This is a genomic window from Pseudomonas sp. Pse1, assembly GCF_024519635.1.
Classification (GTDB): domain Bacteria; phylum Pseudomonadota; class Gammaproteobacteria; order Pseudomonadales; family Pseudomonadaceae; genus Aquipseudomonas.
Genome location: NZ_JALJRO010000002.1, coordinates 254,171 through 269,031 on the forward strand (window position 1 = coordinate 254,171; position 14,861 = coordinate 269,031).

The following is a 14,861-nucleotide window of genomic DNA, read 5'->3' on the forward strand; positions in this document are numbered from 1 at the left end:
TGCGTGGCTTGATTGTACAAATTTTGGCCAGGCATGCCGGCCGAAGGCCGCGCAGTATACCGCAATACTGCCGATAAACAGCCCCTGCGATGACCATCTGTCACATGGCCCCGTACAGCAATTTTATTGACTTGAAAATCAAGAATTTTGCCGACGCCTGAATGAAAAATCCGATGATTATGGCAATGACGCCCTTCACAAGTATCTGTTATTGACCCGCGACAGAATCAATACCCCCGGTTTGTTTGGTAACGCCTCGACAGAGTTGAAGATAACGGTATCCCACGAAATCGGGCACATGCTGGACGCCCGCCATGAAGACAGTGCTTATCGAAATGAAACTTACACGGGGACTGATCCTTCCAGATCATTCATGACTGCGGATAAAGGCAAGCAGGTATTCATTTTCAGCAATAAAAATGTAGAAACCATTCGCAACTACCTCAACCGATTCGATAGAGCCTAAAGTACGTTGCGTAAGCCCAAAATGTAAAACCGTTAAATCTTGATTGAATTTTAGACACCCATACGTAAAGGATTACGGTATGAGCAGCGAAACGCCAAGAAAAAACAGCATTACCATCTTCGTCGTCATCCATGATGATGTGCCATCCTCTAAAAGAACAACCATTTACCAGGACTACTTTCTCCACCTGAAAACCGAACTGGAAAGTTTTATTGAACGTGACGTTCACATTATCTTCGGCAGCGGCAAACCGTATAGCAGCTTTGACTACAAAAATGAGGATGGTCTAAAAGTATTAATCAGATGGGGAAAAGAAGGCGTCAAATACCTGGATGAGGCTAGAAAAGAAGGATTCGTTACAAACCCATTAACCAAGGTTGTTTTGGTGACCAATGAGCCAATCAATGAAAAACTAAGTGGTATCGCACTAATTGATCGAGTGACGAATGCAGGCAGCTTTGCCATCGCATCATTAACCAATTACTTGATACCTGCCCATGAAGTCGGCCACTTGCTGGGTGCAAAGCATGAAGACTTCGAAGTCCAATATGATGGCTGGTGGGGTGAAACCTACATGACACCACAGCCCCACCCGCTCAGATCCAACATTTATCATTTCAGCTCAGCCAATCGACTAAACATCAAAAATCATCTGGCTAACAAAGCTTGACCGCTCAACCTAATATCCACAGAGCCGTTCGAGCAACGGCTCTGCCTGCCTGACCCTATTGATTCGTGCTTGCCGCCCCTCCCTCCAACTTGCGCCAAAGCAATCGCACGTTAGCCTTGCGCACCAACGCGCAGCGATACAAGCGAATCTCCAGCGGCACATGCCATTGCGCCCCACCGCAAACCACCAGCTCACCACGCGCCAGTTCGGCGCGCACGCTCAACTGCGGCACCCAGGCGATACCCAGCCCTTCCAGGGCCATGCTTTTGAGGCTGTCGGCCATTGCCGTTTCATACACCGTGGTAAAGCGCAGCGCCCGCTGGCGCAGCAACATGTTGACCGAGCGTCCGAGAAAAGCCCCGGCGCTATACGCCAACAACGGCACGCTGGCTTCGCCTTCGAGGTCAAACAAAGGTTTGCCGTCGGCATCGGCTGCACATACCGGGAGCATTTCGGTCTGACCAAGGTGCAGCGAAGGAAAAATTTCCGAATCCATCTGCATTGCCGCATCAGGATCGTAAAAGGCCAGCATCAGATCGCAGCCGCCCTCGCGCAAAGCATGCACGGCATCGCCAACGTTGGTGGCCACCAGCCGCGTAGCGATATTCAGGCCTTCGTTGCGCAATTGCGCAATCCAGCGTGGGAAAAACCCCAGCGCCAAGGAGTGCGCTGCCGCGACCTGCATCACTTCACCCTGCCCACCTTCGAGGTGATGCAGGTGGCGCAACACTTCACCCAACTGTTCGACCACCGTCCGCGCGGTCACCAGAAACAGCTGTCCGGCCGCCGTCAGTTCGATGGGTGTGCGCGAGCGGTTGACCAGTGTCAGCCCCAGCGCCGCTTCCAGGCTGCGAATGCGCCGGCTGAATGCCGGCTGCGTCACGAAGCGCCGCTCGGCCGCTTGGGAAAAGCTGCGGGTCGCGGCCAGGGCACTGAAGTCCTCCAGCCATTTGCTTTCCAGATTCATCACATCCTCCCGGACACGCACCAAATTAGGTCACACGCTCGCCGTGTACACGGCGTCACATCGGCATTATGCCGAATGTGCATAGGCTAGTGTTTAACAGCATTGGCTCAAAATTCTCCACAAGCCTAGCATTCACAGCGTTCCGGCACAGACCGGGTCCATATTGAGATGATTTCTATCATGTCCTCCGCTGCATCATTCCGCACAGAAAACGACCTGCTTGGCACTCTCGAAGTCCCTGCTCAAGCGTATTACGGCATCCAGACCCTGCGAGCGGTGAATAACTTCCGCCTCTCGGGCGTTCCGATTTCGCATTACCCAAAACTGGTTGTCGGTCTGGCCATGGTCAAACAGGCCGCTGCTGACGCCAACCGTGAGCTGGGTCACCTGACCGAAGCCAAGCACGCTGCCATCAGCGAAGCCTGTGCACGTTTGATCCGCGGCGATTTCCACGAAGAGTTCGTGGTGGACATGATTCAAGGCGGCGCTGGCACTTCGACCAACATGAATGCCAACGAAGTGATCGCCAACATCGCGCTGGAAGCCATGGGCCACCAGAAAGGCGAGTACCAGTACCTGCACCCGAACGACGACGTGAACATGGCGCAGTCGACCAACGACGCCTACCCAACGGCCATTCGTCTGGGCCTGCTGTTGGGTCACGACGCCCTGCTCGCCAGCCTCGACAGCCTGATTCAGGCGTTCGCGGCCAAGGGTGAAGAATTCAACCACGTCCTGAAGATGGGTCGTACCCAACTGCAAGACGCCGTGCCGATGACCCTGGGTCAGGAATTCCGTGCGTTCGCCACCACCATGGGCGAAGACCTGGCACGCCTGAAAACCCTGGCGCCAGAGCTATTGACTGAAGTGAACCTGGGTGGCACCGCGATCGGCACCGGCATCAACGCCGACCCACGCTACCAGGCCCTGGCCGTAGAGCGTCTGGCACTAATCAGCGGTCAACCGCTGGTTCCAGCCGCCGACCTGATCGAAGCCACTTCCGACATGGGCGCCTTCGTGCTGTTCTCCGGCATGCTCAAGCGCACCGCGGTCAAGCTGTCGAAGATCTGCAACGACCTGCGCCTGCTGTCCAGCGGCCCGCGTACCGGCATCAACGAGATCAACCTGCCAGCGCGTCAGCCAGGCAGCTCGATCATGCCTGGCAAGGTCAACCCGGTAATCCCGGAGGCCGTCAACCAGGTAGCGTTCCAGGTGATCGGTAACGACCTGGCCCTGACCATGGCGGCCGAAGGCGGCCAGTTGCAACTGAACGTGATGGAGCCGCTGATCGCCTTCAAGATCCTCGACTCGATCCGCCTGCTGCAACGCGCCATGGACATGCTGCGCGAGCACTGCATCGTCGGCATCACCGCCAACGAAGCCCGCTGCCGCGAACTGGTCGAACACTCGATCGGCCTGGTCACCGCACTGAACCCGTACATCGGCTACAAAAACGCCACCCGCATCGCCCGTATCGCGCTGGAAACCGGCCGTGGCGTGCTGGAACTGGTACGTGAAGAAGGCCTGCTCGACGATGCCATGCTCGCCGACATCCTGCGTCCGGAAAATATGATTGCCCCGCGTCTGGTGCCTTTGAAGGCCTGATGCTGTAGCACCGCTCACCAGGTCGAGGGACTAGACACCTCTCACCTTTTGAGGGCCTGGAGATGAATCTCCAGGCCCTTTTTTTAACCTTAACAAATGTAGAACCTGTGGGTGCGAGCCTGCTCGCGAGAGCGTCCAGTCAGTCGCCACCTGCATTGAAAGTTCTACCGTAAACGCGAGCAGGCTCGCTCCCACAGGAAAGCATCGGTATAGTGCCGCCCCTCTTCGCATGAGCGGTCGTCGGTAGCGAGACCCCAACTCATGCGAAACCCGAACTAATAACAAACCCGCGATATGAACCCGGGACGAACATCGAACCGCCTGTTGAGCCGTGCGCCCACAGACGTAACAAGATGTGTCCACCAGGTCAGCATCTGCCTACACAAAAAACAGCGAGGAATAATCCATGCTCGAAGTCATTAACGACTTCCTCTCAGGGAAAGTACTGATCGTGCTCATTGTCGGGCTCGGTGGTTACTTCACGATCCGCTCGCGTTTCGTTCAACTGCGTCACTTCTTCCACATGTTCGCGGTGTTCCGTGACAGTCTGCGCAGCAGCGCCGGCCAACTCAGCTCATTCCAGGCGCTGATGCTCAGCCTCGCCGGGCGCGTCGGTGCCGGCAACATCGCCGGGGTTGGCATTGCCGTAACCCTGGGCGGCCCGGGCGCCGTGTTCTGGATGTGGATGACCGCACTGGTCGGCATGTCCAGCAGCTTCTTCGAGTGCTCCCTCGGTCAGCTCTACAAGCGCTGCGATTCCGAAGGTCAGTACCGTGGCGGCCCGTCCTACTACATCGAGCACGGCCTGAAAAAACGCTGGCTGGGGATGATCATGGCGTTCCTGCTGCTGATCACCTTCGGTTTTGCCTTCAATGGCCTGCAAGCCCACGCCGTGACCCACTCGCTGAACAACGCCTTCGGTCTCGACACCACCTACACCGGTCTCGCCCTGGCAGTGCTGCTGGGCCTGGTGTTCATCGGCGGGATCAAGCGGATTGCCGCGATTGCCGACCTGCTGGTGCCGGTCAAGACCCTGGTTTACATCGCCGTGACCATCTACGTGATCGTGCTGCAGTTCGACCAAGTGCCGGGCATGCTGATGACCATCGTCAAGAGCGCCTTCGGCCTGGACCAGGCCTTCGGTGGCCTGGTGGGCAGCGCCATCATCATGGGCGTGAAGCGTGGCGTATTCGCCAACGAAGCCGGCCTGGGCAGTGCGCCCAACGTCGCTGCTGTAGCCTCGGTCGAGCACCCGGTCGCGCAAGGCGTGGTGCAAGCGTTCAGCGTGTTCCTCGACACCTTCATCATCTGCACCTGCACCGCACTGCTGATCCTGCTGTCGGGCTTCTATACCCCGGGCTTCGAAGGTGACGGCATCGCCCTGACCCAGAACTCCCTGGCGGCCGTCGTCGGCGAATGGGGCCGGATGTTCATCTCGGTGGCGCTGGCGCTGTTTGTGTTCACCTCGATTCTCTACAACTACTACCTGGGCGAGAGCAACCTGCGCTACCTGATCGGTGACAACCGCAAGGCCCTTATCGGCTACCGCGCACTGGTACTGGTGTTGATTTTCTGGGGCGCCATCGAAAACCTCGGCACCGTGTTCGCCTTTGCCGACATCACCATGACCATGCTCGCATTCGTCAACCTGATCGCGCTGTTCCTGCTGTTCAAGATCGGCATGCGCATCCTGCGTGACTACGACGACCAACGCGCGGCCGGCATCAAGACGCCAGTCTTCGACTCGAGCAAGTTCTCCGATCTGGACCTGGATCTGCAAGCCTGGCCGGCCAACCCGCCTGCCGTAGCGACCAAGACTGATACCGCCATTGACGGCGTCACCGCAGCGCAACGCTGACCGGTAAAAAACGGGCGCACCCCCTGCGCCCGACGTGACACATCGTGCGACCGGCGTCATGCTCGGTCGCACGCCGTCATCCCTTCAGGAGACCTCACATGACCCCTGCAACCTACCCCGCCGCCCAGCACATCATGGTGCTCTACACCGGTGGCACCATCGGCATGCAAGCCAGCGCCAATGGCCTCGCACCGGCCTCCGGCTTCGAGGCGCGGATGCGCGACTACCTGCACAGCCAGCCGCAACTCGTGGTGCCGCAGTGGCGTTTTCGCGAGATGAACCCGCTGATCGACAGCGCCAACATGACGCCCGACTACTGGCAGCGTTTGCGTGAGGCGGTGGTTGAGGCGGTCGACGTCGATGGCTGTGACAGTGTGCTCATTCTGCATGGCACCGATACCCTGGCCTACAGCGCCGCGGCCATGAGCTTCCAACTGCTGGGCCTGCAGGCCCGCGTGGTGTTTACCGGTTCGATGCTGCCCGCCGGGGTCACCGACAGCGATGCCTGGGAAAACCTCGGCGGTGCGCTGACTGCCCTTGGTCAGGGTCTGGCGCCAGGGGTGCACCTGTACTTCCATGGCGAACTGCTGGACCCGACGCGTTGCGCGAAAATCCGCAGTTTCGGTCGCCATCCCTTCGCCCGCCTGCAACGCCAGGGTGGCGGTATGAAGGCCGCATCGATCCCGCAAGCCTTGCAGTATCAGCAGCCCAAACAACTGGCCCGGGTCGGCGTACTGCCGCTATTCCCCGGCATCGGTGCCGAACAACTCGACGGCATGCTCGACAGCGGTATCCAGGGCCTGGTGCTGGAGTGTTTCGGCAGCGGTACCGGACCGAGTGACAACCCGCAGTTCCTGACCAGCCTTGAGCGAGCCCGTGCGCTTGGCGTGGTGGTAGTGGCGATTACTCAGTGTCACGAGGGCGGCGTCGAACTGGATATCTACGAAGCCGGCAGCCGTTTGCGTGGCGTTGGCGTGCTGTCGGGTGGCGGCATGACCCGTGAGGCGGCATTCGGCAAGCTGCATGCATTGCTCGGCGCTGGACTGGCGAGTGATGAAGTGCGTCGCCTGACCGAACTGGACCTGTGTGGCGAGTTGAGCTGAAATGCCCGAAAGCTGGGCGATTGGCGCAGCGTGATCGGCCTTGATCTGGCCCGGCGAGTGTTTTCGGAGTGCTTGAGCACGCAGGGGTGGCGGATCACGGCACGCTACTTGCTCTTCTCCCAGCAAACCTCGACGGGAACCTTCCATGCTGCACTCCCACCTCACTACGCTTAACGCGGTTTCGCTGGTGCTCGACGCCTTCCGGGCCGACGGCCTGTCCAGCGAAGCACTGCTGGCCGGCAGCGGGATTAGCCCGGCGGACCTGAACCGTGCCGATACACGCATCACCACCAACCAGGAGATGCAGGTATGCGCCAATGCCGTCGCCCTCAAGCACGACATCGGCCTGGAGCTGGGGCGGCGTATGCACGTTTCCTGCTATGGCATGCTCGGTTACGCCCTGCTCACCTGTGCCACCTTCGGTGACGCCTTGCGCCTGGCAATTCGCTATCCGGCGCTGTTGGGAACACTTTTCGAGCTGAGCCTGGAGGACGATGGCGAACAGGTGTGGCTGGTCGCCGCCGATTACCGCGAGAGTCCGGCGATGGCCGTGTTCAACGCCGAGTTCTGCCTGGTGTCGTTACGAGTCACCTGCGACGACCTGCTCGGGCACCCACTGCCCTTGCTCAGTGCCCGCTTCGAGCATCCTGCACCCGATTACGAAACCACCTACGCTCAACACTTCAATTGCCCGCGACATTTCGGCGCGCGGGACAACGCCTTCGCCTTCGACAAGCGCTGGCTCGACCAGCCTCTGCCACTGGCCGACGTCATTACCCACCAGGCCATGGCCGAACGCTGTCGCAAGCAGAACGTCGAGTTCACCGGGCGCCAGGCGTGGCTGGGACGCATCCGCCAGTTACTCAGCGCCCAGTTGAACGCGGCACCGGGGCTCGAAGGCCTCGCCGAACAAATGAACTGTTCGGCCCGCACGCTGCGTCGCCACCTCAAGGACCTTGGCTGCAGTTATCAGGAACTGCTCGACGAGTTGCGCTTCGAGCAGGCCAAGCAAATGCTCTGCGAGGATCAGCTGCCGATCTACCAGATCGCTGAGGCCCTGGGCTTCAGCGAAACCGCCAGCTTTCGTCACGCATTCGTGCGCTGGAGCGGGGTTGCACCCAGTCAATTTCGGCCGTTGGGGTTGCGCTGAGGAGTAAACCCCTGCCGGCCAGGGGCGAATTTCGGTCATTTTTATTGGCCGTATCGATCCCCTTTTGGCCTTTCCTGCCGTTCTCCCAAATCCCGCACCGGGCAAAACTGTGGCTAACCGAATCAGCCCTGCGGAGAACAACAACATGCTGACCATCTACTCGGACGACCACCATTTGCACCACGGTCGCTGTGAACTGATCGACGGCCAACTCAAGCCCTGTTTCGAAATGCCTTCGCGCGCCGACCACGTGCTGGCCCGGGTGCAGAACCAGAACCTCGGCCCCGTCGAAGCCCCCAAGGACTTCGGCCTTGAGCCGATTGCGCGGATCCACAGCCACGACTATCTGGAGTTCTTCAAAGGCGCCTGGGCGCGCTGGACCGAGTTCAATACCGACGGTGATCTGCTGCCCTACACATGGCCGGCCCGCACCCTGCGTCAGGTCAAACCTACCAGCCTGCATGGCCAACTCGGCTATTACAGCTTCGACGGCGGTGCACCGATTACCGCCGGCACCTGGCAAGCGGCCTACAGCGCAGCGCAAGTGGCGCTTACCGCACAGGCTGAAATTCAGCGCGGCGCCCACAGCGCCTTCGCCCTGTGCCGTCCGCCGGGACACCACGCCGCCGGTGACTTGATGGGTGGCTATTGCTACCTCAACAACGCCGCGATTGCCGCCCAGGCCTTCCTCGATCAGGGGCACAAAAAGGTCGCGATCCTCGACGTCGACTATCACCACGGCAACGGCACTCAATCGATTTTCTATGAGCGCAGCGACGTGCTGTTCACCTCGATTCATGGTCATCCGGAAGCCGAATTTCCGTTCTTCCTGGGCTACGACGACGAACTCGGCGAAGGCGCCGGCGAAGGCTTCAATTTCAACTATCCATTGGCTGCGGGCAGTGGCTGGGAGACCTGGAGTGCAGCCCTGGAACAGGCCTGTGCAGAGATCGACAACTACGGCGCCGACATCATTGTCGTCTCCCTCGGCGTGGACACCTTCAAGGACGACCCGATCTCGCAATTCAAACTCGACAGCCCGGACTACCTGGCCATGGGCAAGCGCATTGCCGGCCTCGGCAAGCCGACCCTGTTCGTCATGGAAGGCGGCTACGCGGTAGAAGAAATCGGCATCAACGCCGTGAACGTTCTACAGGGTTTCGAAAACGCTTAACGAGGGTGCACCCGCATGAACAGTCTCAAGCGCTTCATCCTGCCAGCCCTGTGCGCCTCGCTGCTCAGCGTGGCGGCCCACGCCGAAGAACGAACGTTGCGCGTCTACAACTGGTTCGACTACATCACCCCCAAGGCCCTGGAGGACTTCAAGGCGCAGAACAGCCAGGTCAAGCTGATCTACGACATCTTCGACACCAACGAAGCCCTGGAAGCCAAGCTGTTGACCGGCAACTCCGGCTACGACGTGGTGGTCCCCTCCAATGTGTTTCTGGCCAAGCAGATCGATGCGGGGGTGTTCCAGCCACTGGATCGCAGCAAGCTGCCGAACTGGAGCCACCTCGACCCCAAGTTGATGAAGCTGATCGAAGCCAACGATCCGGGTAACCAGTTCGCCGTGCCCTACATGTACGGCACCATCCTGATCGGCTTCAACCCGGCCAGGATCAAGGCGGCCCTCGGCGATAACGCCCCCGTGGACAGCTGGGATCTGATCTTCAAGGAAGAAAACATCAGCAAGCTCAAGCAATGCGGCGTGGCTTTGCTCGACTCGCCGTCAGAGATCCTGCCGCTGGCCCTGCAACACCTGGGCCTGGACCCCAACAGCAAAAAGCCTGCGGATTACGCCCAGGCCGAAGCGCTGCTGATGAAGATCCGTCCTTACGTCACCTACTTCCATTCGTCCAAGTACATGGCCGATATCGCCAACGGTGACATCTGCGTCGCGGTCGGCTATTCCGGCAGTTTTTCCCAGGCCGCCAACCGCGCCAAGGAAGCCAAAAATGGTGTAGTCGTCGACATGCGTCTACCCAAGGAAGGCGCGCCGATCTGGTTCGACATGCTGGCCATTCCAAAGGGCGCAAAGAACCCCGACGATGCCTACACCTTTATCAACTACCTGCTGCAACCCCAAGTGATTGCACCGGTCAGCGACTTCGTGGGTTACCCGAATCCGAACAAGGACGCCACGGACAAGGTCGACCCGGCGATCCGCAACAACCCCAACCTGTACCCCACCGACGCCGCCATGAGCACGCTGTACACCCTGCAACCGCTGCCAAGGGATGCCGAACGCGCACGGACTCGTGCCTGGACCAAGATCAAGTCCGGCACCTGACGCTCGCCAGGCTTACGCTGTGATCGAGACCTGCGCCTGCGCAGGTCTTTTTTATCCTGGATATTTGTTTACCACCCTCGCCACGCCCGCTCTCACTACCTTGCCACGGACCGCGCAACGAGCCCCCATCGCTGCCCGTCTCCCACACACAGGAAGTGACCATGCCCGACCCTGACACCTCAGCCATACCTACCCTTGCCCCTGATCGCGAGGCCCTGCTCACCCAACTGGTTGCAGGCCCCTCGATCACGGAGGTCGCCACACGCGCCTTGCAGCCGTCTCTGGATAAGCTCTACCCGCACTTGAAGATCGATCCGCGCCTGGCAGTGGTGGTGACACCGACCAGGATGGTCCAGGGCCCGCAGCTTTTACCCGGAACCCATAATTTCGAATCCTTGACCGATGCCCTGGTGCGCCATGGTGTGACTGGCACGAGCGCGGTTTATCTGGATGGCGAAAACTTTCTGACGCTTCAACCTGAAGACCTGGTGCCGCCACAATTACCCGTCAGCATCGACGCCATCGCACGCCTGATCAACGAATTGGCGCCGCTGTTGTTTGTCGCCTTTCAGGAGCAGCAGGTCGACTACTGGAACCAGTTCAGCCGAAGCTCGGTTGCACGCTGGAAAACCCTGTCCAACTCGTTGAGCGAGTTCTGGAACCTGCAGACAAACCCTGGCTGGGACAGCGAGCAGACCGCCATGGCGCGCAATCTGTACCTGTTCCCGGTGAAAAGCGCGCGAACCTTGCTTGATCCGTACCGTTCCCGCGCCTGCCTGATTGACCTGGACTCAATGCACGGGGATGTCTCGACCCACGGCAACATCCTCGATGTCGCCGTGCTGATCGGCTCGCTGGAAAATCGCACCCTGATCCTGACGCATAACATCACCCTGGGTTTCCAGGCCTACGACTCACTGCAGGAGTTGGGTGATTCCTTGTTGAACTCCGTCGGTGGGATCAAGCCCGGCGCGACCCTGCACTGGCGCTTGATCGAACCCGACGGCAATTATTTCGACCATCTGGCGTGCAACCTGATCGCCCTGCAGGCCGACGCAATTGGCGCCCTAAAGGACGACAGGAATACCGCGATTCCGGACCTGGCACCCCACATCAGCCGCACGCAGAGCCAACTGGACCCCACCGATAAAAAAGCGCCGTCGCGTTTCAATCAGGTCGAACAAGCGCTGCCGGAATGGTTGGTCAGCGCCTCATCCGGCGACCTCACCGCCTACAGCCGTCACCTCATGGACCTCGCCACCGTACAGCAGCAAAACGCCGAAAAGTCCTTCCTGGACGGGATCCAACCGATTCGTGAATACGCTGAGGACGTCTTGCACCAAGCCATGATCGAACAGCATGCCGATGCCGCTACGCTGGACCTTACTGACATCGAAGTGGTGGTCGAGAGCGTGGTGGTGTGGGGCAGCTTCGTACCGCTGGTGGAGCCCGAACGCACCACCTTGAGCCTGGTCGACCTGGCACTGCAAAACCTGATTGCCCTGCCCACGGGTAACAAATCCGTGCGCAGCCGCCGCGGCACGTTACTCCCGCAATGGATGACCTCGGCCTACCTGGAAGCATTGATCACCAAGGTCAACATCGGCCAGGTCTACCCGGAACTGATCAAAAGCACGCTGCTCGGCACCCCGCTGGAGAGCTTGCAGCGCCAGAACCTGTTCACCAGCCATTTGCGGGTCGAATTGCCATTGCGCGCCCTGCAGCAAAAAATTCGCCGGCAGGCCGGGATCGACGAACTGGGTTATCGCTATGTCGCCGCCGTGGTCCAGGTGGTGGATGCCAAGCGCTGGGTCGATGGCCAGGAAATTGTCATTCGTCCGCTGGCCTTCAAGCCGGGCTGGCGACCGGGAGACTCAACCGACGAAGTGACCAATATGTTCGTGATCGGTCCCAGGCAGATGGACCAGGGTCCGTGCCTGCTCTACCGCCCGCTACTCGATCAGCCGCTGAGCCAATACCCCACACCGGCCAACCTCATTTACGCGATCAAGCACGTTCCGGGACTGCGCCAGTCGGTGCTGGCCTGGTTGCCGGATGCATCGCGTGCCAACTACACCAACTACGTGTTCACCGGTGACCGACCCAGCGCCTGGTCGCTCTCGCAACTGCTCGCCGACCCTCTGGGCTCGCTGCAACTGAGCGGACCGCTGACTCTGGGCTCCCAGGTCATCGCCGGTGGCTATCTGCCCCATCTGTATAAATCCAACGTCAACGCGTTGGTGGAAATGGCACAACGGCAATCGCTGTCCAATGCGCAAAATCGCTGGAACACCTTCAAGCGCGCGTCCTGGATGCTGCTCAATGCGGCGCTGCCTTTTCTTGGACGCACCGTGGGCACCGCCGCCTGGATCTGGCAGGTACTCGATGACGTGCAACAAACCCTCGACGCCAGCGAGACCGGTGACCGCGAGCGCCAGAAAACCGCGATGACCGACCTGTTGCTGACCCTGGCCATGGTCCTCGCCCACCATGCCGGCAGCCGCAAACCCGTGAACCGCTTGCTTGAGGAAAAGCCACCCGCGCCACCTGTAAAAGGAACAACGGAAAAAGCCCCGGCGCTGACGCCTACCCTGGTACAGCAGCCCGATGTCATCGGCGAACATCCGGCCCAACATCGCCTGTCGATCAACACTGACGCCGCGCTGAACCTGAACGCAACCCTGGAGCGGTTCTCGATCACCCCGCCCGAACCCTTCCCCTCGCCCGCCAATGGCAGTGGAATCCATCATCATCTTCATCAACACGGGCAACGCTACTACGCAGCGGTCGGTGAGCGCTGGTTCGAGGTCTCGGTCGAGGACTCGGGGGAGGTCGCGATCATCGACTCACGGCAGCAACCTGCGCGCCGCGGACCACGCTTGATCCGCAATAAAACGGGCAACTGGTTTGTCGATACCCGACTGCGCTTGCGCGGTGGCGGATTGCCGAGCCGCCGCAAGGTTTTACAACAGCAAAACAAAGCGCGTATTGCCGAACTCAAACAGCAATTGCTCGATTTTGAACGTCAGCGCGATCAAGCGCGCATAGACCTGACCGAGGCGCATAACGCCACGAAAAACACCCTCGACGACACGGCACTGCAGGCCGCGCAATCGCAATTTTTGCAGAAGCTCGAGCACGGCTCCCACGAATACACCGCCCCCATCGAACAATTGAAGTCGCTGAACCTGCTCGACACGGTTCCCAACTACCGCACCGCCATGGTCGAAATGCTCGGCACTCAACTGTTTCTCAACCAGACTTGGCTGGATCAGCGCAATGCCATCTTCGGCCAGACCTTGGGCGACACACTGGAGTTGCTTGACGCGGATAAACCCGTGTCGAGCCCCGACGAGCGCGCAACGTTTCGCAAAATGGTCGACCTGTGCGAGGAGACCATCGGCAAACTCGAGTTTGCCCACTCACGTTTCCAGGAGCTCAGTCGGTTGGGTAAAACCGCTGCCGAGGTTGCAAGCACTTATCAGGCGCGCCTGCCGAATTACGAGCCCCGCACCCTCAAAGCACTGCAGGTATCACTCGGTCGTGAGACCTGCCTGAAGGAAAACACCAGCACCACGCCCACTGAAGCGGAGAACTCACTCGACGGTCTGCTGGACTCCACCGACCTGGTGATTCAGACCTCGCAGGAACTGATGCAGGACAAAGGCGCCTGGAAAATCGACGAACGCCTCGAGGGTCTCAACGCTCTGCTTGAGCAGTTCGCCACGATCGACCAGTCGCTCGAGGATTTCGCCCTCAGCCACAAGGATGAGGTGCTGGAGCAACCCTTCCAGCACCTGAGGATGCGGATTAATGAGTTCCAGAGCGAGACCGAGGGCTATTTGGGGCAGCTACTGCGCGAACAGCTGTCGCTCGAACCCCGACCCGGCCCTTCCAGGCCCGCACAGCAGGCACAAAAAAGAGTGATCAAGACGCGCTTCAAGGGCACGCTGGTCGGAGAGATGCGCCCTCAGGTGGCAGGCCAGCCAACGCTGCTGGATGTGAAAGCGCCCCTGACTGGCGCGGTAATTGCCACCTTTCATGAGAAAACCCCAGGGGTCTGGCTGGAGCGCTTGAGCCCTGGGTCGCGCCGGCCAGCCGCTAAGCTGCCCGATCTCTCCACGCAACTGGTTCAAGCGCGCACGCTGTTGAGTGGCGTGGATGGCTTCATTCGACAGACAGAATCGAGCGCGAACAAACCTGGCCGTATCCCGGTGGAAATCGAGGAGCAGTTCCAGCAAAAAGCCGACCAGCTCCACGAGGCCGCCAAAAATCTGCAGCGGACCCCGTCGCAAACCAACACCACCGCCGACCCTGCGCCCCTCATCAAAGCGCTGGATGAAGCTCGCGAGCGACTTAATGCCGAGGGCTACCGGATACGGGTCGACATGCTTAAACGCCAGCCGCCCACCGCCGCGCGGATCGAATGGCTGAAGGGCAAAAATGAAATCGATATCGTAGCGCTCGGTGAACGGCGCCGGCTCAAGGGGACACGCAAGGACTTCCTCCAGGAGTACGAAATTCGTGAGCGACGCAGCGGGCAACCGTTGTGGTATGCGCATTTTCACTACGCCAGCCTGGATGCCGCGCGCGAAGCCTTTACAGCCGCCCATCTCAAGTTCAGCGATCAACGTCTGCTGGCCGGCCCCTTTGACGTACGCACCGCCACCAGCGCGCAAATGATCGCGGTCTATCGGAGTGCGATCAGCCCACAACTGGCCAGCTCGCTGTTTTTTGCCTGAGCCCCAAACG

9 protein-coding genes are annotated in these 14,861 nt (G+C 59.7%); 8 read left to right on the top strand and 1 reads right to left on the bottom strand.

Annotated elements, in window-relative coordinates; translation table 11 throughout:
• The first annotated feature begins 545 nt into the window (after positions 1–545).
• Positions 546–1,136: a hypothetical protein gene (locus tag NR126_RS03895; RefSeq protein WP_105753558.1), complete on the top strand. Its 591-nt coding sequence runs from the start codon at positions 546–548 to the stop codon at positions 1,134–1,136.
• Positions 1,137–1,191: 55 nt separating this feature from the next.
• Here the strand turns inward: NR126_RS03895 and NR126_RS03900 are convergent, their stop codons facing one another.
• Complete coding sequence (locus tag NR126_RS03900; RefSeq protein ID WP_027616777.1) at positions 1,192–2,103, bottom strand: LysR substrate-binding domain-containing protein; 912 nt, start codon at positions 2,101–2,103, stop codon at positions 1,192–1,194.
• Between the two features lie 180 nt (positions 2,104–2,283).
• On the opposite strand from NR126_RS03900, the gene aspA reads away from it, so the two are divergent.
• The 7 genes from aspA (at position 2,284) to NR126_RS03935 (ending at position 14,851) form a co-directional block, all read left to right on the top strand.
• Entirely contained in the window at positions 2,284–3,708 is a 1,425-nt protein-coding gene (gene aspA, locus NR126_RS03905; protein WP_027616776.1) for an aspartate ammonia-lyase, read from the top strand.
• 406 nt (positions 3,709–4,114) lie between these two features.
• Positions 4,115–5,566 (top strand): sodium:alanine symporter family protein, encoded by a 1,452-nt coding sequence (locus NR126_RS03910; RefSeq protein WP_027616775.1) that lies wholly within the window; start codon positions 4,115–4,117, stop codon positions 5,564–5,566.
• Positions 5,567–5,664: 98 nt separating this feature from the next.
• Positions 5,665–6,669, top strand: a complete 1,005-nt coding sequence (locus NR126_RS03915) for an asparaginase (protein ID WP_256829703.1) — start codon at positions 5,665–5,667, stop codon at positions 6,667–6,669.
• A 145-nt stretch (positions 6,670–6,814) separates the two neighbouring features.
• Positions 6,815–7,819 (top strand): AraC family transcriptional regulator, encoded by a 1,005-nt coding sequence (locus NR126_RS03920; protein WP_256829704.1) that lies wholly within the window; start codon positions 6,815–6,817, stop codon positions 7,817–7,819.
• Between the two features lie 145 nt (positions 7,820–7,964).
• A complete protein-coding gene (locus tag NR126_RS03925; RefSeq protein WP_027616772.1) occupies positions 7,965–8,993 on the top strand; it encodes a histone deacetylase family protein in 1,029 nt (342 codons plus the stop codon).
• Between the two features lie 15 nt (positions 8,994–9,008).
• Positions 9,009–10,109 (top strand): polyamine ABC transporter substrate-binding protein, encoded by a 1,101-nt coding sequence (locus NR126_RS03930; RefSeq protein WP_027616771.1) that lies wholly within the window; start codon positions 9,009–9,011, stop codon positions 10,107–10,109.
• A 161-nt stretch (positions 10,110–10,270) separates the two neighbouring features.
• Entirely contained in the window at positions 10,271–14,851 is a 4,581-nt protein-coding gene (locus NR126_RS03935) for a dermonecrotic toxin domain-containing protein (RefSeq protein ID WP_256829705.1), read from the top strand.
• Positions 14,852–14,861: the final 10 nt, after the last annotated feature.